Genomic DNA, 17,312 nt, shown 5'->3' with positions numbered 1-17,312 from the left:
TCAGCAAAGGCACGCTCAGCTGGGGCGGCACGGTTCGATCGGCTCGGCCGCGGCCGCCGCTTCGTCCTGCGGGTCGCGATGCGGCGGCGCCTCGCCGCCGCCGGGTTCGCCGGCCGACGCGGCCGCGGCCACGACCGGCCACAGCGCGACGGTGCAACGGATGGCGGCGGCGGTGAGCATGGTCAGGTCTCCGGTTGAGGGCGTCGGCATCCCAGGCAGCGGCGGCGGCGGCCGTGGCGGCTGCGCTGCGGCCGCGACAACAGGCCGCCGCAGGGGCATTGCGGCTCCCTGCCGCGTTCCCAGCGCCACAGGCGCCAGCACGAATGGGCGAGCATCGTCGCGGCCGTGCCGAGGCCGCCGAACTGCAGGCACTGCGCCAGCCACGCATAGGAACCCGCCGGCGCCGTCGCGGCGGCCTGGGCGGCGTCCGCCAGCAGGCTCCCGGCGGCGAACGCGCCCGCCGCGACCACCGCGGCCGGCGCGAACAATTGCAACAACATCCTGGCGCCACGATTCATCGATTGCCCTCCCCTGCGAGCCGGCCGAATTGCGAGCCGGCTAGCAAAGCGGGGAGCGATCTCAATCGATGCGACGGTGGCCAGAATATGGCCAGCGCGCCGCCGCGGCATCTGCCATAGGTCCCGCCCGGACTGCGCCCGCGGCCGGTTGCCGCGCGCGCGCGGCTGTGAGCAACTATGCGGCGATGGCGGGACTAGAATGCGGCCATGTGCCTGATCGCCCTCGCCTGGCAACACCATCCCCGCTATCGCCTGGCGTTGATCGCCAACCGCGATGAAGCCCACGCCCGGCCGACCGCGCCGGCCGGCGCCGATCCCGACGATGCGCACGCCTTCGGCGGCCGCGATCTTTCGCAGGGCGGCAGTTGGCTGATGGTGTCCGACCGCGGCCGCCTCGCCGCGGTCACCAACGTGCGCGACGGGCGCCAGCCCGAAACCGCGCCGCGCTCGCGCGGCGCGCTGGTGCGCGACTTCGTCCACGGCGCGATGAGCGCGCGGCAATGCCTGGACGCGTTGCGCGCGGACGCCGCGCAATTCGGCCGCTTCAACCTGCTGCTGTGGGACGGCGAAGCGCTGCGCTTCGGCAGCAACCACCCGCCCGCGGGCGCCGGCGGCTACCAGACCTTCGCCGTCGCCCCCGGCGTGCACGCGATGACCAACGGCGCCTTCGACGCCGCCTGGCCCAAGAGCGGACTGGCCACGCGCGCGCTGTCGGCGTGGCTGGATTCGCCGGCCTCGCTGCAGGCGCCGCTGCGCCGCGACGGCGACGCGCCGTCGAGCGCCGACCCGGGCCTGGCGATGCTGTTGGCGGCGATGGCCGACACCACCCTCGCGCCCGACGAGGCGCTGCCCGACACCGGCGTCGGCCTGGAACTCGAACGCCTGCTGTCGCCGCCGTTCGTGCTCGGCGAGCGCTACGGCACGCGCTGCAGCACCATCGTGCTGGTCGGCGCGGAAGGCATCGACTTCATCGAACGCCGCTACGGCCCCAACGGCGCCGATGGCGGCGAAAGCGCGGCGCATCTGCCGCTGCGCTGAGGCGTTCGCGCGCAGAGCGTCCCGCGCGAACCCACGTAAAAACGCCGCGGGGATGCGATCCCCGCGGCGTAATACCGGCCTTCGATCAGGGTCGGATCAGAAGAAACACTTGCCCACGTACGGCGGGCTGAAGTCCGGCGAGTAACCGCGCACGACGAAGTAGCTGATGCCGCCGGGCTCGCGGTAGCTCGGCTCGCCCTTGCAACCGATCAGGCCGTAGGTCGCCCGCCGCGTCGGCGTGGTGTAGGCGCGATAGAGCTGGTTGTCGAGGTAGATGTCGCTGTCCGACAGCGCCGGGCGGGTGCCGTTGAGGGTGTCGATCTGGTCGATCAGCCAGTCCTCGCGCGAGAACGCGTCGAGATGATGGCCGCAGCGGGTGCGCACGTCCTGGGTTTGCTTGCAGCGGTAGTACTTGACGATCAGCGCCGGCCCGAAGCCGTTCGGGCGCTGGTAGACCTTGCGGCCGTTGTAGAAGACCTGGGTGATCGCGCCGCTGGTGTTGTTGGCGTTCCACCAGTTCACCACCGCCTGCTCGTCGGCGAACGGGCCGTTGGGAATGGTGAACTGGGCATGCGCGGGCTGCAGCGCGGCCAACCCGAGCAGGCCGGCGAGCGCGATTGCGACGATTTTCATGAAAGCTCCTTTTCGATGGAAGAGCGGCGGCTTCGGTGGAAGCGCGGCGATCGCGCATCGGCCGCTGCGCGAATCCGGGAACGCGCGCACGCCGACGGCGCGGCGCATCCTGCGCTCGCGCGGTCGTTGTGTTTGAAGGGGCGTCCCGAACGCGCTTATTAGAACGCAGCGGCGTTGCGCCGACTGCGACGGCGTGCCGCGCCGGCCGCGCGAATGAATAGGCTGCAAGCGCCATTTTTCCGCGCCAGCGGCGCTCGGCTCTACCGCGATGGTGCGCGCGGGCGACGCGGGAGCCAACACGCGCGTAGCCGCGCGCAAATGAGAAGGCCCAGGCCTCGAGGAGATTCCTCGGGTGTCCGGGCCTTCCGTTGTCGGAGCGGTTTCAACGGTTTCAACAGACTTGCGACCGCTGATTGTTCTCCGACGCGCCCAGGGTAGCGCCGCCCACGTTAGCCGGCGATCAAATCCGCGTGAGCGCGATGCTAGCCACCGATAGTTGGCCCACCCGACGTGCGAGCGACGTGCGCCGTTGTGGGAGGGACTTCAGTCCCGATGCTTTCGTTCCCGTTCGCGGCGATCGGATCGAACAGCGTCGGGACTGAAGTCCCTCCCACAACAGCGGCTGCGTCATCGCTAGCGCCCAGGTCGATGAGCACTCATGTGTCTGGTCGAGCGTGTATTCGCGCGTGGGAAAAACCGCCGCGCTCAGCCCGGCCACGGCCACCAGCCGCGCCCGGTCTGGGCGTAGCGGTCGGCCGCGCGCTCGAAGCGGTTGCGCACGCTGATGCCGCCGCACGCCAGGTACAGCGGCAGGAATAACGGCCCCAGCACCATGTACTGGTAGACGTGGGCGCGCTCGTGGTCGGCCAGGCAGATCGGCGGCTCTTCGCCGTGGCCGGCGTCGTGGGCGTAGGTGTGGCAGAGCGAATCGAGATCGTGGCCGGTGTGCAGGATTACGTTGCCGAGCGTGATCGCCCCGCCCGGCCCCCACGGCCAGTGCTGGAACACCAGCGCCAGGTCGCGTCCGCGCCAGCGCGCGCGCGCGCCGAACGGCATCGCCAGCAGGCCGGCGAGCAGGCCCAGCGCGCTGATCGGCGAGGTCCACACCACGCCGAGCGCGGTGCCAGCCACGCGGGCGCAGGTTCGCAACGCCGCGCCCAGTCAGCAGCCCTCTTCCGGGATCAACAACCACAGCACCAGATAGGCCAGCGCGACCGGCAGCACGAAGGTCGCCAATGCCAGCACGACGAAACCCGCGCGCACCAGCACCGGATTCCAGCGCAGGCGCAAGGCGAGACCGCCGCAGACACCGGCCAGCATCCGGTCGTGGCGCGAACGGCACAGGGATCGGGTGGCGCTGCTCATCGTCCGCGGGCGCTCCGGGCGGTGGGTCCGCGGCCAGTCTAGCGCGTCAGGGCGACGGCGGCGTCGCCGGCGACGGCGGTTTCGCGTTGCGTAGCTGAACGAGCCTGGCCCGCAACCACGCGGCCGCCGGCGTGGCCGCATCGCCGCCGCAGCGCACGTGGTAAGGCTTGCCGCTGAGGCTGCTTTCGCTGGCCGCGCGCTCGATGAACAGCTCGGCGGTGTCGGCCAGATCGCGCTTGCGCAGGTAGGCCAGTTTCTTGCGCAGGTGCGCCTGCGCCTGGGCCGCGTCGTACCAGCTGCCGTTGCGCTCGAACTGGCAGCCCGAGCGGCCCAGGGCCTGGATCAAGTGTTCGGTCTCGCGCTCGGCCTGCGCCGAGGGCGCGGCCCGCGCGGGCGCGGCGGCGGCCAGCGCCAGGACCAAGACCATGCCGAAAGAAGAGGCCGTTGCGTTCATGCCGGCGAGGGTAGCTTGGCCAGCCACGGGCCGACCACGCCGATCCAGATCTCGTAACCGGCGCGGTTCATGTGCAGGCGGTCGGCGAGGAACAGTTCCTCGCGCGGCGCGCCGCCGGCGTCGAGCATCGGCGCGTACACGTCGAGATAATCGACGTTGCGCACGCCGCGGGCGAAGTCGCGGACCAGGGCGTTGGCCTCGCGCACCTGCGGCAGCAACGCGGCGCGCGAGGGGCTGGGCTTGATCGAGACGAAGGCGATGCGCGCCTTCGGCGCGGCCGCCTGCACCTTGCGCACGAAGGCGGCGAAGTCGTCGCGCACCTGGCGCGGGGTGCGGCCATCGTTGAGGTCGTTGTCGCCGGCGTAGAACACCACCGCGCGCGGCTGGTACGGAACGACGATGCGCTCGGCGTAGTGGACCGAATCGTACACGCGCGAGCCGCCGTAGCCGCGGTTGATCAGGGCGACGCCGGGGAAGTCGTCGGCCAGGGTGGTCCACATCCGGATCGAGGAACTGCCGACGAACACCACGCTGCCGGGCATGCGCCGCACGCGCGCGTCCTGCGCTTCGAAGGCGCGGATCGCCGGCTCCCATTCGGCCGAATCGCGCGGCGCGGTGCCGGCGGGCGCGGGAACTTCGGAAGCGGCGGTGCCGCCGGGCTGCGGCGCGGTGGCGCAGGCGGCGAGCAGGACGAGCAACAGCGGCAACAGGAAACGACGCATGCGCGGACTCCGCGATGGGCAGGGTGGAAGACTAACCGGAGCGGCGTTAAGGCGGGGGCTGAAGCTAGCCGCAGGCAGCGAGCCTGCAGGTCTTCCCATAGGCAGGACGGCGCATATCGGTGCGCGGCGATCGGAACGGAGAGCATCGGGCCTGAAGGCCCTCCCACCAAGCGGCTCCGCCAGCAAGCGTTGGGCTTGAAGGCGCTCCCACGATGCGGCGGCATCGTGGGAGGCGCGGGCGCGCTCAGCGCGAGCGCTGGGTCAGCCAGTCGTGGATCGCGCCGGGCACTTCGCGCTGGGCGCGGCCGGAGACGTAGATACCGATGTGGCCGCCCTTGAACGACAGTTCGCTGTAGTCTTCGCTGCCGACCAGGTCCTTGAGCGCCTTCGACGCGGCCGGCGGCACCAGGTGGTCCTGCTCGGCGTAGATGTTGAGCACCGGCATGTCGACATAGCCCAGGTCGACCGCGCGGCCGCCGATGTCGATGCCGCCGTTGACGAAGCCGTTGCCCTGGTAGAACTGCTTGATGAACTGGCGGAACGCCTCGCCGGCCTGGTCGGGCGAATCGAAGATCCACTTCTCCATGCGCAGGAAATCTTCCAGCGCGCGCTTGTCGTCGAGGATGTCGATCAGGCCGACGTACTTCTGCACGAACAGCCGCCACGGCTTGAGGGTGAGGTAGCACCAGTTCATGACGTCGGCCGGCACGTTGCCGAGCGTGTCGACGAATTGATCGACGTCCAAGCCGCGGGTCCAGTTCGACAGCATGTTGTCGCGGGTGTGGAAGTCCACCGGCGTGACCATGGTGATCAGGTTGCGCACCTTGGCCGGGTTCAGCGCGCTGTAGCACAGCGAGAACGCGCCGCCCTGGCAGATGCCGAGCAGGTTGATCGCGTCCTGGCGGTATTCGCGGCGCAGGTGGTCGACGGCGCCGCCGAGGAAACGCTGGATGTAGTCTTCGAGCTCCAGATAGCGGTCGGAGCGGTCGGGATAGCCCCAATCGAGGATGTACACGTCCTGGCCGCGTTCGAGCAGGCCGCGCACGATCGACTTGTCGGCCTGCAGGTCGACCATGTACGGCCGGTTGACCAGGGCGTAGGCGATCAGCAGCGGCGCCTTGGCGGTCGGCGCCTGCTCGCCGCGGAAGCGGTACAGGGCGACCTTGCCGTCGCGCCAGACTTCCTCGCGCGCGGTCGCGCCGTAGTCGATGTCGTCGACCTCGTGCAGGGTGTCGAGGCCGGCGCTGAGCTTGCGCTGGGCGGTCATCGCTTCCTGCGCCAGCGATTCGGCGGTGAAGTTGATCGGTGCGGTCATCTCAGCGCGCTCCCTGCTTGGCGGACTTCAGCGACTTCGCGGCCGGCTTGGCGGCGCGCTTGGACGCGGCGGCGGCCTTGGCGGCGGCCGGGCGCGCCGGCGGCTGCGGCCGGGCGATGGCGGTTTTCTTCGCGGCGCTCTTGCCGGCCGGCTTGGCAACGACCGGCTTTGAAGCGGCCGGCTTGGATGAAACCTGCTTCGGCGCGGCCTGCTTCGAGCCGGCCAGCTTCGAGCCAAGTTGTTTCGATGCCGCTTGCCCGGAAGCGCCCGGCTTGGGCGCCGCCGCCTTCGCGGCAACCGGCTCGACCGTCGCCGGCTGCGCCTTCGCCGCCGCACCGGCCTGCGCCGCGCGCGGCTTGGGCTTGGCGCCCGCGCCCTTCTTCGTCGCCGGCCCGGCCCCGAGGGCAGGCTCGCCGCCGTCGTCGCCGCGCAACCGCTGCAGTTCGTCGCGCAGGCGACGCAACTCGCGCTCGAGCTGGACGATCTTGCGGTGCGCCGAATCGATCTCGGTGCGGGTCGGAATGCCGTACTGGCCGCTGGCCTGCTCGATCTCCTTCTGCACGCCGGCGCGCAAACGCATCTGCGAATTGACCAGCGCCGCATAGGCGTCGCGGAAACGCGGCGACAGCGCGATCTCGGCGTAGGCGTCCTCGGCCGCGTCGATCCACAGATCGAACAGCGCGCGCGCGCTGCCGATCTGGCGGCCCGGCTCGCTGCGTTCGGCCAGCTTGTCCTCGAAGCGCTTGAACGCGTCCTGGCCGGCCTCGGCCATCAGCGCGTTGTAGGCCTGGCTCTGCTGTTGGTAATTCAGATAGGCCTGGGCCAGTTGCTGCACGCGCTCCTGGTGCTCGCGCGCGAAACCGAACGCGGGCAGTCCGAGCAGGCTGGCGCCGCCGTCGCTGAGGCGTTCCAGGAACGGCTTGACCTGTTCGGCCCAGCGCGCGAAATCCTGCTGGCCGGGGCCGCGCATCGCGCCGAACACGTCGGCGAAGGGATTGGCGCCCTGCCCGCCCAGCGCCTGCTTCCAGGCGCCGGCGATGTCGGCCGCGGACGCGTCGCGGCCGGCGAACTGCGCGGCCAGTTTCTGGATCTCGCCGAACCAGCCGCGCGCCTGGCTGTTGAAGCGGTCGAGCGTGTCCTGCACCTGCGGCTGGCCGCCGCCCTTGGCCAGTTGCGACCACCAGTTCAGCGCCTCGCTCCAGCCCGGGATCGACGGCTGCGCCGGCGGCTGCGGTTGCGCGCCGCGCATCATCTCGCCCCATGCGCCCCAGTACTGTCGCGCCAGGCGCTCGAAATCCTGCGGATTGAAACCGGCGCCGAAATCGCCGGGATTGTTCGAGCCGAAACCGAAATTCGCCATCGCCGCCTCCAGGGTTTGCCCGGATGATAGCAATGGCGCGTTGCCGGGCGCTGCCTGTGTCGTGAGGCACACAACGGCGTGAATGCGACCGCTTCCTGTAGCAGCGGCGCGGGCCGCGACTGCGGGGCCGCAAGCTTGCGCCGCAAGCGCGGTGTCGCGGTCGCGGCTCGCGCCGCTCCTGCAGGAAGGGACGAAGCCGCGACGCGCGTTGCGCTCAGGGTTTCGGAATACGCAGCGTCTTGCTGATCATCAGCGACCCCGACAGCGCGAACATCAGCACCAGCGGATGGAACAGCCACGGGCCGACGCGCACGCCGCCGAACCACAGGTTCTCGCCGATCGCGCCCTGCCATGCCGCCACCGCCAGCACGATCACCAGCAGCAGGCTGGTCGGGATCGGCGTGCCTTCGAAATACTTGACCTTGCCTTCGTCGCCGACGAGCGCCTCGGCGGTGACGTTGTAGCGCGCCAGGCGGCTCACGCCGCAACCGACGAAGTAGCTCAGCACCACCCAGTCCCAGCCGCCCTGCAGGCCGCAGGCATAGGCCAGCGCGGCCGGGGCGACGCCGAAGGAGATCACGTCGGCGAGCGAATCGAGTTCGCGCCCGAGCGTGGACGACGACTTGCGCCAGCGCGCGACGCGGCCGTCGAGCGCGTCGAACACGAACGCCAGCGGGATCAGCGCCATGCCGATCATCAGGTTGCGCACGTCGCCGTCCTGCAGGAAGCGCATCGCCGCGAAGATCGCGCCGGTGCCGCAGAAGGCGTTGGCGAGGGTGAACCAGTCCGCGAGGTGGAACTCGCGGAGCATCGAGAAATGACGCGGCATGCGGCGCAGCTCCGTGGCCGGCGGCCGCGCGGGCCGCCTGGGGGCGTTCAGCCTGCCAAAGCCGGCGCATTCGCCGCAAGGGGCCAAGGTCGCACGTCCACCAGCGGCCGCGTGCGCGAGCGCCGCTACGCGCGGCCGCCCGCGCGGCGGCTGAATCCCGCGCCAACCGCCGCCGCGGCGGCGCTTACTTCGGCACAGCCAGGTTGTCGGCCTTCATCCCCTGCCCCTGCGCGCGCGGCACGGTCTCGACCACCGCGTCGCCCGGCAGCGCCGCGCCGCCGGCCAGGTGCGCATCGACCCGGTCCAGCGCCGCGTACACGTACGGCAGCAGCGGCAGGTAGCGCGCGCCCAGCGCCGGCAGGCCGAGGAAGGCGTCGAAGTGCTGCACGTTGCGGATCTGCCAATAGCTCACCTGCGCGCCGGCCTTGCGCGCCACCGCCACGTACGGCGCGCTGCTGAACGCCGGCGGGATCAGGCCGTCGTCGAGGCCGTGCACCACCATCATCGGCAGGCCCTTGCGCGGCGCGCCGGCGCGGGTCTGCTCCACGCCCTTGCGCACGCGCTCGCCGGCGCGGCGCAGCGCGGCCTTGTCGACGCCAGCGCGCAGCGGCAGGCCGGTCCACAGTTCGCGCAGGCCGGCCATGCCGTCCACGCGCGGCGTCGCGCCGGCGACCGGCGGCCCGAACAGCTGCACGCCCGCGCCCGGCGGAATGCCGCTGGCGTCGGCCCACCACGTGGCACGCTCGCCGTCGCTGGCCGCGCGCGCCAGCGGCGGCGCGTCGGGGCCGGCCGGCGTCGCCGCCGAATAGACGTAGCGCACCCACGGCTGGTCGGCGCCGGCGCCTTCGCCGAGCGCCGGCGCGTAACGGCCGTAGGCCGAGGCATAGGTCGCCGCGACTGCGCGCCACAGGTCGAAATTCACCGACAGCGCGCCGGCGCGCAGCGCCTCGTCGCTCCAGCCGTCGCCGCGCATGCGCTCGTACGCGGCCTGCGCGCGCGCGGCGGTGTCGCCCGTGCGCGCGGCGTCGCCGAGCAGGTCATGCTCCGCCGCGAAGTCGCAGAACGATTGCGCGCTGTCGCCGGTCAGCGGCGCCACCGGCATCGCGCCGAGCGGCTTGTGCAGCAGCGCGCACGGCATCAGCAGCGCGGCCTGGGTGGTGTAGTCGTACAGCGGCCGCGCGCCGGCGACGTAGACGTTGGGCTCGCCGGCGACCACCGCGTCGAGCCAGGGCTCGTCGTTCAATTCGGCCGCGCGCAGCACCGCGCCGCCGCCGTTGGAGATGCCGACCGCGATCACCCGGGTGTTGGCCCAGGTGAACGGCGCCGCGTCGGGAAACGCGCGGTCCAGCGCGCGCAGCGCGAACTGCGCGGCCTGGCGCACGTGCCGGCCCCAGTCGGCCTCGGGGTTGTCCTGCGAATGCGCGTGCTTGAACGCGACGCCGCCGGCCTTGCGCGCCTGCGCGTCGGGTTCGAACGCCAGTTCGCCGTCGCCCGGCTTGCCGACGGTGCCGTCGGCGCGCACGCCGAGGCCGGCGTCGAGATCGAAGTAATCGGTGCCCGCGCCCTTGTCGGTGTAGGCCACCGCGCAGCCCTTGGGCAGGCCCCAGGCGCCGGCCACGGCGATCGAGCCGTAGATGCCGCGCGAACCCGACGAGGCGCTGACCACGATGCAGCGCTTGTCGCGATCGAAACCGTCGGGCACCTGCACCAGCACGCGGTGCGGCTGTTTCGCCCCGGGCAGGCGCGCGAACGCGCTGTACTCGCGGCCCGGCACCGGGGCCACGCTGCCGTAGAGCTCGCCGTAGCCGCCGCCGGGCGCGAGATCGGCGATGCCGCGCCAGTTCGACCACAACGCGCGCCGGCGCAGTTCCGCCGCGGTCGGATGGGCGGCGTCGGCGAACGCCGGCGGCACCATCGCGCGCAGGCCGTCCAGGCCGAGCCCGGCGCTGAGCAGATCGTCGCGGTCGCGGTGGTCGGTCTGGCGTTCGGAACTGAACATCGCGGCGGAGTCCTGTGCGGTCGTCTTGCCGGCCGGCTTGGCCGCGGACGTGCGCGCCGGCGCGGCGCTGGCGGCGCCGGCCGCGCAGGCCAGCAGCAGGGAGGCGGCCAGGGCCGCGGTGCGTAGGGTATGGGCGCTCATCCGCGCAGGCTAGCAAGCCGCCGGCTCGCGCTCATCGTACTTTGGTACACCTGCGCGCCGCGGGCGCGCGGCGCCGTCGCCGCGGCCTGCTACGCTTGCGGCGATGCCGACCCTGCTGATCGCCGACGACCATCCGCTGTTCCGCGCCGCGCTGCGCCAGGCCGCCGCCGACGCGGTGCCCGAGACCGTGGTGCGCGAGGCCGGCACGCTCGACGACGCGTTGGCCGCGCTGGAAGCCGAACCGGGCATCGATCTGGTCCTGCTCGATCTGCACATGCCCGGCAACCACGGCCTCGCCGGCCTGGCCGCGATCCGCGCGCAGTTCCCCGGCACAGCGGTCGCGGTGGTGTCGGCCAACGACGATCCGCGCGTGGTCCGGCGCGCGCTCGACCACGGCGCCGCCGGCTACCTGCCCAAGAGCTCGGGCCTGGACGAACTGCGCGACGCGATCCGCGCGGTGCTGGCCTGCGAACAGTGGCTGCCCGCGTCGCTGCGCGCGGCGGTCGCGCGCACCCACAGCGAACGCGGCGACGCCGACCTCGCCGCGCGTCTGGCCAGCCTGTCGCCGCAGCAGTTCCGGGTGCTGAGCCTGGTCGCCCAGGGCTTGCTCAACAAGCAGATCGCCGATCGCCTGGACGTCCAGGAGCGCACGGTCAAGGCGCACCTGTCGGCGATCTTCGACCGCCTCGGCGTGCGCAACCGCACCCAGGCCGGCGTGGTGTTGCGCGAGCTGGAACTGGCCGATCCGGCGCGCCGGATCGAGTAGTCCCGACAGCCGCAATCGGGGATCGCCGAAGCGGCTTCGTCGCGGTCGCTACAGCGACGCTCGTTCTCTGTTCCTGTTCGCGGTCCTTAGCCGCTCACCCAGGCTCACGTCAAGCTCTCCGGGCCTCACCGCGAGGCCCAATGTTGTCCACACAGCCTGTGGACAAACCTGCGGACAGCGGGGGTGCGAGGGGGCGCAATCCTTTGTTACATAAGCATTGCAACAGATTTGGCGAAAAAATCGCCAGTGGATTTCTCGACGTCCGTCGCGGAACCGTCCGCCGCTCGTCGGGACCGCGCCGGGCCCCGCCCGGCCCGGCCCCGAGCCCGTTCAGCCGGCCGCCGCGGCGGCCGCGAGCAGGCGGTCGAGCACCGACTTCAGCGCCAGTGGCTTGACCGGCTTGGCCAGCAGCGAGCGGCCCGCGGCCTGCACCGCCGCGCGCACCGGCGCGCTGCCGTCGGCGCTGAGCAACAGGCACGGCCGCGCGCCGAACTCGGCCTCCAGGCGCGCGGCCAGGGCCAGGCCGGTGTCGTCGCGGTCGAGGTGGAAGTCGAACAGCCACAGTTGCGCCGGCGCCGCGCGCAACGCCGCGCGCGCGCCGGCATCGTCGGCGGCGGTGGCCACGTCGCAGCCCCAGCGCTTCAGCGTTTCGGCCAGCGCGGCGAGCGCCTGCGCGTCGTTGTCGACCGCGAGCACGCGCAAGCCGGCCAAGGCGCCGCGCGCGCCCGCCGGCAGCGGCGCCTGCGCCGCGCGCACCGCCGCCACGCGCACGCCGAACGCGGTGCCGCGGCCGACTTCGCTGCGCAGGCTCAACGGCGCCTGCAGCAACTGCGCGATGCGGTCGGCGATCGACAGGCCCAGACCCAGGCCCTGCCCCGGCGCATCCGGGCCGCGGCGGAATTCCTCGAAGATCGCCTCGCGCTGGGCCGGCTCGATGCCCGGCCCGCTGTCGTGCACCTCGATGCGCAGGCCGCCGCCGGTGCGGCGCACGCCCAGCAGCACGCGGCCGCGCGCGGTGTAGCGCACCGCGTTGGCGAGGAAGTTCTGCAGCACCCGCCGCAGCAGTTGCGGATCGCTGCGGGTCCACGCGCGCGTGGGCACGTAGCGAAAGCGCAGGCCGCGCGCGGCGGCGATCGCGGCGAACTGCGCGGCCAGCGGGTCGAGCACTTCGGCCAGCGGAAACTCGCGCGGCTGCGGCTCCAGCCCGCCGGCCTGCAGGCGCGACATGTCGAGCAGGCCGGTCAGCAGGTCGCCGGTGGATTCCAGCGCGCCGCCGATGCGCGCCACGGTGTCGCGCTGGGCCGGGTCGTCGACCTGCTGGCCGAGCGCGTCGGCGAACAATTGCGCGGCGTGCAGCGGCTGCATCAGGTCGTGGCCGACCGCGGCGAGGAAGCGGCTCTTGGCTTCGTTGGCGCGCTGCGCTTCCTGGGTGGCGACTTCCAGGTCGGCGGTGCGCTCGGCCACGCGCTGCTCGAGCGTTTCGTTGGCCTGGATCAGCCCCGCTTCGGCGCGGCGGAACGCGGTGACGTCGGTGAAGGTGGCGACGAAGCCGCCGCCGGGCATCGGATTGCCGCGGATCTCCAGGATGCTGCCGTCGGCGAGCACGCGCTCGGACAGGTGCGCGGTGCCGGCGCGCATGTAGGCCAGGCGCCGCTGCAGCGCGCGTTCGAGATCGCCCTGGAACGGCAGCCGGTGCATCGCCCAGCGCGCCAGGTCGGCGATGGGACGGCCGACCTGCAGCAGCTCCGGCGGGAAATCGAACAATTCGGCGTAGCGCCGGTTCCACGCCACCAGCCGCAGTTGCGCGTCGACCACGCTGATGCCCTGGCTCATGTTCTGCAGCGCCGCTTCCAGCACGCGCTGGTTGAAGCGCAGGTCGGCCGAGGCTTCGCCGACGATCGCCGCGACCGTGTCGAGATCGCGCCCGGCCTCGCGCCGCGCCGCGTCGAGCAGCACCCGCGCCGACGACGAGCCCAGCACCGCGGCCAGTTCGCGCTCCACCCCGGCTTCCACCGCCGCCGCCACCGGCGCGCCGGTCGGCACGCCGTCGAGCAACTGCGCGACGCGCTCGCGCGGCAGGAAGCGCAGGCCGGCGTTGCGCAGGGTCTGCGCGTCGAGGCCGCGGCGCGCATCGCGCGCCGGTTCGCGCCGCCACAGCGCGGCCACTATCGTGACCAAGCTACCGGCGAACAGGCTGGCGCCGACCGCGCGCCCGAGCCGGCTCCAGCCGGTCAGGCCGAACAGGCGCTCCGGCGCCAGCCATTCCAGCCCCAGCGGCCCCTGCGCGACCCAGGCCGGCACCGCCCCGCGCGCCTCGAACAGCATCGGCAGCAACAACGTCCACGCCCACACCGCGAAGCCGGCGGCGATGCCGGCGATGGCCGCGCGCGCCGGCGTCTGCGGCCGCCACACCGCGAACGCCAGCGCCGGCGCCAGCGTCGCCAGCGCCGAGAACGAGACCGCGCCGACATCGGCCAGCGCCTCGCTGCCGGCGATCAGCCGGCTGTAGCCCCAGGCCAGCAGCATGATCGCGACGATGCCGGCGCGGCGCAGCGCCAGCACCCGTCCGCGCAAGTCGCGGTTGCGCGACCACGCCCCGCGCAGCAGGTTCGGCGCGAACCAGTGATTGCCGATCATCAGGCTCAGCGTGAGCGTGCTGACCACGACCATGCCGGTGGCGGCGCTGAGCCCGCCGAGGAAGGCGAACAGCGCCAACCCCTGCTGCCCTTGCGCCAACGGCAGCGCCAGCACGTACAGATCGGACGGCACCTGCGCGCCGAGCAGGCGCTGGCCGAGCATCGCCACCGGCAGCACCGGCGCGGCGATCAGCAGCAGGTACAGCGGGAATTGCCAGCGCGCGGTGCGCACGTCGCGTTCGTCGCGGCATTCGACCACCGCGACATGGAACTGGTGCGGCAGGATGAACATCGCCAGCGCGCCGAGCAGCACCAGCGGGGCGAAGCCGCCGGCCGGATCGCTGGGCGGCGCGGGTTGCGCCGGCGCTGGCGGCAGCGCATCCAGGCCGAACCACACGAACGCGCCCAACGCCAGCATCGCCGCCAGCTTGAACACCGACTCGAACGCCATCGCCAGCACCAGCCCGCGATTGTGTTCGGCGGCGCTGGCGCGGCGGGTGCCGAACAGCATCGCGAACAGCGCCATCGCCAGCGCCACGTACAGCGCGCTGTCGCGCCACGCCGGCAGCGCGGCGCCGTCGGTGGCGCGGGTGGTGAGCATGGCGAAGCTCATCGCCACCGCTTTCAATTGCAGCGCGATGTACGGAATCAGGCCGAGCGCGGCGATCAGGGTGACCAGCGCGGCCAGCCACGCGTCCTTGCCCAGCCGGGTGGCGATCAGGTCGGCCAGCGAGGTCGCGTTGGTCTCGCGCGCGAGCCGCACCAGCTTCACCATGAAGCCCACGGCCAGGGCGTAGAACAGGATCGAGCCAAGGAAGGTCGGCGGCAGCGGCCAGCCGTAGCGCGCGGCCTGGGTGACGGTGCCGTAGAACGTCCAGGAGGTGCAATGCACCGCGAGCGACAGCGCGTAGATGTGATGCCAATGGCGCGCCAGCACGCCCGGCCGGCGCTCGGCGAACAGCGCGGTGCCGAACATCAGCGCCAGCCAGGCCAGGCTGGCCAGGGCGACGGTGGTGAGGCTCAGCATGGGCATGGCAGGCGGCGCATCGGCGCAGGATAGCGGTGGGATGCGGCCCGGAACAGCGCGGCCGCGAAAGCGCCCTGCAGGAGCGGCGCGAGCCGCGACTGCGGCGATGCAACTACGCCGAAACTTTCTACGCGGCCTGCAACCCCGCGGTCGCGGCTTGCGCCGCTCCTACAGTGGTGGCGCCGGGCATCGGCGCGACCCGCGGCCACGAAAGCGAACGGGGCGTCCCTGCCCCGCCCTCAAAAAATCCGGGCCTGCGTCCCCCGAACGCAGGCCCTACGCGGCGTCCCGGCCGCACTCCCCTTTCGACGCTTGGAACGAAATCAGAAGTCGTACTTGACCGTCAGCGAGTACTGGCGCGGCGCGCCGTAGAAGCCGGTGTACACGCCCAGCGCCGAGTTCAGGCTGTAGCCGGTGGTGCGGTATTCCTTGTCGGCGAGGTTGCTGCCCTGCAGCGACACCGTCCACGGCCCCTGGCTCTTCCAGGTCACGCCGGCGTTGACCAGGCCGTAGCCGTCCTGGGTGATCGGCAGCGCGCCGGTGCGCACGATCTCGGTGGTCGCGACCACTTCGCTCTGGTAGCTGTAGCCCACCCGAGCCGACAGATTGCTGCCGTCGGACAGATCGGTGCGGTACTCCAGGTTGAGCGCGCCGGAGAATTCGGGCGCGTTGGTGAACTCCTGTTCCTTGGCGATGTTGACGCCGGCGTACATGAACTCGTCGTACTTGGCGTCGAGCCAGGCCAGGTTGCCGGAGATCAGCCAGTTCTGGCTCGGCAGCCACTGGTACTCGACTTCCAGGCCCTGCACCGTGCCCTTGCCGGCGTTGGTGAAGTCGCCGAAGAACGCGTCCTCGGTGCCGTCGCCGTTGCTGTCGTAGGCGGTGAACACCGACAGCTGGATGTCCTTGTACTTGTTGTGGAAGTACGACAGGTTCAGGAACAGGCGCTGGTCGAAGAAGGCCATCTTCGTGCCCAGCTCGTAGCTGTCGACGACCTCGTCGTCGAACGGCTCGGCCGAGCGCGGCACCGCCGCGGCCTGGGCACGGATGTTGTAGCCGCCGGACTTGAAGCCGCGCGTGGCCAGGCCATAGACCATGACGTCCGGGGTCAGCTGGTAGTCCAGCGAGACCTTCGGCGAGGTGTTCTTGAAATTGATCTTGCGGTCGAAGTTGGCCAGGATCGCGCCGCTGGGCACGGTGAAGCTGGCGTCGCGATAGCCCTGGTTGAACACCTTGGCGCGCTTGTCCTCGTCGGTGTAGCGCGCGCCGACGTCGAGCTTGAGCTTGTCGGTCAGGTCGAACGTCCAGTCCGCGTAGAACGCCAGCGATTCGGTATAGACCGTGCCCTGGGTGTCGCCGAAGCTGGCGTTGAAGAAGTTGTTGAGCACCTGCCCGCCGGCCTCGCCGTCGAAGGCGTAGATGCCCATCACGCCGCGCGCGCGGCCGCCGCCGTCGTAGTTGGCCTGCAGTTCGTGGCTGACCTGCTCGTCGCTGTAGAACGCCTTCACGTCGGCGATCTTGTTCGGCAGGGTGTCGAAATCGATGTTGGTCTCGGTGTCGGACTCGCGCTTGGCGACGACGTACTTGAACGTCCAGTCCTCGTTGGCGCGCCAGTTCACCACCGCCGACACGCCCTTGATCGTGGTGTCGTTGACGTTGGGCATGCCGCTGCGGATGTCGTAGCGGTCGTCCAGCGGCGCCAGCCCCGGGGCGAAGCGGTTGGGCGCGAGCATTTTCGCGCCGCGCACGCCGGACTGGTCGTCCATCCAGTCGAACGCGAACTGGATGTCGACCGCGTCGCTGACGTAGGCGCCGAGGCTGCCGCGCACGGCCAGGATCTCCTTGTCGCTGACGTCCTGGCCGGTGAGCCGGTTCTCGCCGAAGCCGTCGCGGTTGAGGCTGGCCACCGACAGGCGACCGCGCAGGGTGGCGTCGCCGCCCTGGGTGGCGCCGCCGATCGGGCCGGCGACCGCGGCCTTGACGTCGAGCTGGCCGTAGTTGCCGACGGTGACCGCGGCGAAGCCGTCGAACTGGGTCGGCAGGCCGCGCGAGATGTACTTGATCGCGCCGCCGATGGTGTTCTTGCCGTACAGCGTGCCCTGCGGGCCGCGCAGCACTTCGATGCGTTCGACGTCGAACACGTCCAGCAGCGCGCCCTGCGGGCGGGCGATGTAGACATCGTCCATGTAGATGCCGACGCCCGGGTCCACGCCCCACAGCGGATCGGACTGGCCGACGCCGCGGATGTAGGCGGTGATGGTGCTGGAGGAACCGCGCGCGGCGTAAATGGTCAGGTTCGGCACCTGCGCGTCGAGGTCGCTGAGGTCCTCGATGTTGAGCCGGTCCAGCGCCTCGGGCGTGAACGCGGTGATCGCCACCGGCACTTCCTGCAGGGTTTCCTCGCGCTTGCGCGCGGTCACGGTGACCCCGCCGAGGTTCTTGGCCTCGCCCGCGGCCGGCGCGGCGTCCTGCGCCCAGGCCGCCGGCGCCATCAAGGCGAAGGCGACGG

At 71.7% G+C, this 17,312-nt stretch carries 18 protein-coding genes; 4 read left to right on the top strand and 14 right to left on the bottom strand.

What is annotated here, in order from left to right; genetic code table 11:
• Nucleotides 1-15 precede the first annotated feature (15 nt).
• Together JHW41_RS11235 and JHW41_RS11230 are read right to left on the bottom strand one after the other, a co-directional pair.
• Entirely contained in the window at nucleotides 16-180 is a 165-nt protein-coding gene (locus JHW41_RS11235) for a hypothetical protein (protein ID WP_250449940.1), read from the bottom strand.
• A gap of 2 nt (nucleotides 181-182) precedes the next feature.
• The gene (locus JHW41_RS11230) at nucleotides 183-500 is read right to left on the bottom strand and encodes a hypothetical protein (protein WP_250449939.1); all 318 of its coding nucleotides are present in this window, start codon (nucleotides 498-500) and stop codon (nucleotides 183-185) included.
• A 225-nt stretch (nucleotides 501-725) separates the two neighbouring features.
• On the opposite strand from JHW41_RS11230, the gene JHW41_RS11225 reads away from it, so the two are divergent.
• Complete coding sequence (locus JHW41_RS11225) at nucleotides 726-1,556, top strand: NRDE family protein (RefSeq protein WP_250449938.1); 831 nt, start codon at nucleotides 726-728, stop codon at nucleotides 1,554-1,556.
• Nucleotides 1,557-1,652: 96 nt separating this feature from the next.
• On the opposite strand, the gene JHW41_RS11220 is transcribed toward JHW41_RS11225, so the two are convergent.
• Nucleotides 1,653-2,189: a hypothetical protein gene (locus JHW41_RS11220; RefSeq protein WP_078996333.1), complete on the bottom strand. Its 537-nt coding sequence runs from the start codon at nucleotides 2,187-2,189 to the stop codon at nucleotides 1,653-1,655.
• Between the two features lie 482 nt (nucleotides 2,190-2,671).
• The gene (locus JHW41_RS26880) at nucleotides 2,672-2,803 is read right to left on the bottom strand and encodes a DUF6053 domain-containing protein (protein ID WP_428995503.1); all 132 of its coding nucleotides are present in this window, start codon (nucleotides 2,801-2,803) and stop codon (nucleotides 2,672-2,674) included.
• Between JHW41_RS26880 and JHW41_RS26875 the strand changes: the two genes are divergently transcribed.
• A complete protein-coding gene (locus tag JHW41_RS26875) occupies nucleotides 2,742-3,008 on the top strand; it encodes a DUF6053 domain-containing protein (protein WP_428995502.1) in 267 nt (88 codons plus the stop codon). The two genes, JHW41_RS26880 and JHW41_RS26875, sit on opposite strands and share 62 nt — an antisense overlap.
• On the opposite strand, the gene JHW41_RS11215 is transcribed toward JHW41_RS26875, so the two are convergent.
• From JHW41_RS11215 to JHW41_RS11200, 4 genes are all read right to left on the bottom strand, one after another.
• On the bottom strand, nucleotides 2,895-3,245 hold the full coding sequence (locus JHW41_RS11215; protein ID WP_309153752.1) for a hypothetical protein: 351 nt from the start codon (nucleotides 3,243-3,245) through the stop codon (nucleotides 2,895-2,897). The genes JHW41_RS26875 and JHW41_RS11215 overlap by 114 nt on opposite strands.
• A gap of 105 nt (nucleotides 3,246-3,350) precedes the next feature.
• Nucleotides 3,351-3,554 (bottom strand): PspC domain-containing protein, encoded by a 204-nt coding sequence (locus tag JHW41_RS11210; protein ID WP_057947864.1) that lies wholly within the window; start codon nucleotides 3,552-3,554, stop codon nucleotides 3,351-3,353.
• Nucleotides 3,555-3,600: 46 nt separating this feature from the next.
• Nucleotides 3,601-3,981, bottom strand: a complete 381-nt coding sequence (locus tag JHW41_RS11205; protein ID WP_158229801.1) for a DUF5329 domain-containing protein — start codon at nucleotides 3,979-3,981, stop codon at nucleotides 3,601-3,603.
• Nucleotides 3,982-4,004: 23 nt separating this feature from the next.
• On the bottom strand, nucleotides 4,005-4,730 hold the full coding sequence (locus JHW41_RS11200) for an SGNH/GDSL hydrolase family protein (RefSeq protein WP_250449937.1): 726 nt from the start codon (nucleotides 4,728-4,730) through the stop codon (nucleotides 4,005-4,007).
• Here JHW41_RS11200 and JHW41_RS26870 point away from each other — a divergent pair.
• The gene (locus JHW41_RS26870) at nucleotides 4,611-5,069 is read left to right on the top strand and encodes a DUF6053 domain-containing protein (RefSeq protein WP_428995538.1); all 459 of its coding nucleotides are present in this window, start codon (nucleotides 4,611-4,613) and stop codon (nucleotides 5,067-5,069) included. The genes JHW41_RS11200 and JHW41_RS26870 overlap by 120 nt on opposite strands.
• On the opposite strand, the gene JHW41_RS11195 is transcribed toward JHW41_RS26870, so the two are convergent.
• The 4 genes from JHW41_RS11195 to JHW41_RS11180 form a co-directional block, all read right to left on the bottom strand.
• Nucleotides 4,975-6,045, bottom strand: coding sequence for a class III poly(R)-hydroxyalkanoic acid synthase subunit PhaC (locus tag JHW41_RS11195; protein WP_078996336.1), 1,071 nt, complete (start codon nucleotides 6,043-6,045; stop codon nucleotides 4,975-4,977). The two genes, JHW41_RS26870 and JHW41_RS11195, sit on opposite strands and share 95 nt — an antisense overlap.
• 1 nt (nucleotide 6,046) lies before the next feature.
• Complete coding sequence (gene phaE, locus JHW41_RS11190) at nucleotides 6,047-7,477, bottom strand: class III poly(R)-hydroxyalkanoic acid synthase subunit PhaE (protein WP_250449936.1); 1,431 nt, start codon at nucleotides 7,475-7,477, stop codon at nucleotides 6,047-6,049.
• A gap of 142 nt (nucleotides 7,478-7,619) precedes the next feature.
• Nucleotides 7,620-8,234 (bottom strand): CDP-alcohol phosphatidyltransferase family protein, encoded by a 615-nt coding sequence (locus JHW41_RS11185; RefSeq protein WP_250449935.1) that lies wholly within the window; start codon nucleotides 8,232-8,234, stop codon nucleotides 7,620-7,622.
• A gap of 184 nt (nucleotides 8,235-8,418) precedes the next feature.
• On the bottom strand, nucleotides 8,419-10,374 hold the full coding sequence (locus JHW41_RS11180) for a D-(-)-3-hydroxybutyrate oligomer hydrolase (RefSeq protein ID WP_250449934.1): 1,956 nt from the start codon (nucleotides 10,372-10,374) through the stop codon (nucleotides 8,419-8,421).
• A gap of 103 nt (nucleotides 10,375-10,477) precedes the next feature.
• Between JHW41_RS11180 and JHW41_RS11175 the strand changes: the two genes are divergently transcribed.
• Nucleotides 10,478-11,140, top strand: a complete 663-nt coding sequence (locus JHW41_RS11175; RefSeq protein ID WP_250449933.1) for a response regulator transcription factor — start codon at nucleotides 10,478-10,480, stop codon at nucleotides 11,138-11,140.
• 330 nt (nucleotides 11,141-11,470) lie between these two features.
• On the opposite strand, the gene JHW41_RS11170 is transcribed toward JHW41_RS11175, so the two are convergent.
• Together JHW41_RS11170 and JHW41_RS11165 are read right to left on the bottom strand one after the other, a co-directional pair.
• Nucleotides 11,471-14,809, bottom strand: a complete 3,339-nt coding sequence (locus tag JHW41_RS11170) for a PAS-domain containing protein (protein ID WP_428995501.1) — start codon at nucleotides 14,807-14,809, stop codon at nucleotides 11,471-11,473.
• A 317-nt stretch (nucleotides 14,810-15,126) separates the two neighbouring features.
• Nucleotides 15,127-17,295: a TonB-dependent receptor gene (locus tag JHW41_RS11165; protein WP_250450952.1), complete on the bottom strand. Its 2,169-nt coding sequence runs from the start codon at nucleotides 17,293-17,295 to the stop codon at nucleotides 15,127-15,129.
• Nucleotides 17,296-17,312 lie beyond the last annotated feature (17 nt).

It is taken from the genome of Lysobacter enzymogenes (assembly GCF_023617245.1).
GTDB classification, from domain to species: Bacteria; Pseudomonadota; Gammaproteobacteria; order Xanthomonadales; family Xanthomonadaceae; genus Lysobacter; species Lysobacter yananisis.
The sequence above is the reverse complement of the archived record's forward strand: the minus strand, read 5'-3'. Positions and strand labels throughout refer to the sequence as shown.

Bases quoted from the DNA above. Each gene is read 5' to 3' on its own strand.
- JHW41_RS11235 (WP_250449940.1), bottom strand. From the start codon at position 180: ATGCTCACCGCCGCCGCCATCCGTTGCACCGTCGCGCTGTGGCCGGTC.
- JHW41_RS11230 (WP_250449939.1), bottom strand. From the start codon at position 500: ATGTTGTTGCAATTGTTCGCGCCGGCCGCGGTGGTCGCGGCGGGCGCG.
- JHW41_RS11225 (WP_250449938.1), top strand. From the start codon at position 726: ATGTGCCTGATCGCCCTCGCCTGGCAACACCATCCCCGCTATCGCCTG.
- JHW41_RS11220 (WP_078996333.1), bottom strand. From the start codon at position 2,189: ATGAAAATCGTCGCAATCGCGCTCGCCGGCCTGCTCGGGTTGGCCGCG.
- JHW41_RS26875 (WP_428995502.1), top strand. From the start codon at position 2,742: ATGCTTTCGTTCCCGTTCGCGGCGATCGGATCGAACAGCGTCGGGACT.
- JHW41_RS11215 (WP_309153752.1), bottom strand. From the start codon at position 3,245: ATGCCGTTCGGCGCGCGCGCGCGCTGGCGCGGACGCGACCTGGCGCTG.
- JHW41_RS11210 (WP_057947864.1), bottom strand. From the start codon at position 3,554: ATGAGCAGCGCCACCCGATCCCTGTGCCGTTCGCGCCACGACCGGATG.
- JHW41_RS11205 (WP_158229801.1), bottom strand. From the start codon at position 3,981: ATGGTCTTGGTCCTGGCGCTGGCCGCCGCCGCGCCCGCGCGGGCCGCG.
- JHW41_RS11200 (WP_250449937.1), bottom strand. From the start codon at position 4,730: ATGCGTCGTTTCCTGTTGCCGCTGTTGCTCGTCCTGCTCGCCGCCTGC.
- JHW41_RS11195 (WP_078996336.1), bottom strand. From the start codon at position 6,045: ATGACCGCACCGATCAACTTCACCGCCGAATCGCTGGCGCAGGAAGCG.
- JHW41_RS11185 (WP_250449935.1), bottom strand. From the start codon at position 8,234: ATGCCGCGTCATTTCTCGATGCTCCGCGAGTTCCACCTCGCGGACTGG.
- JHW41_RS11180 (WP_250449934.1), bottom strand. From the start codon at position 10,374: ATGAGCGCCCATACCCTACGCACCGCGGCCCTGGCCGCCTCCCTGCTG.
- JHW41_RS11175 (WP_250449933.1), top strand. From the start codon at position 10,478: ATGCCGACCCTGCTGATCGCCGACGACCATCCGCTGTTCCGCGCCGCG.
- JHW41_RS11170 (WP_428995501.1), bottom strand. From the start codon at position 14,809: ATGCCCATGCTGAGCCTCACCACCGTCGCCCTGGCCAGCCTGGCCTGG.
- JHW41_RS11165 (WP_250450952.1), bottom strand. From the start codon at position 17,295: ATGGCGCCGGCGGCCTGGGCGCAGGACGCCGCGCCGGCCGCGGGCGAG.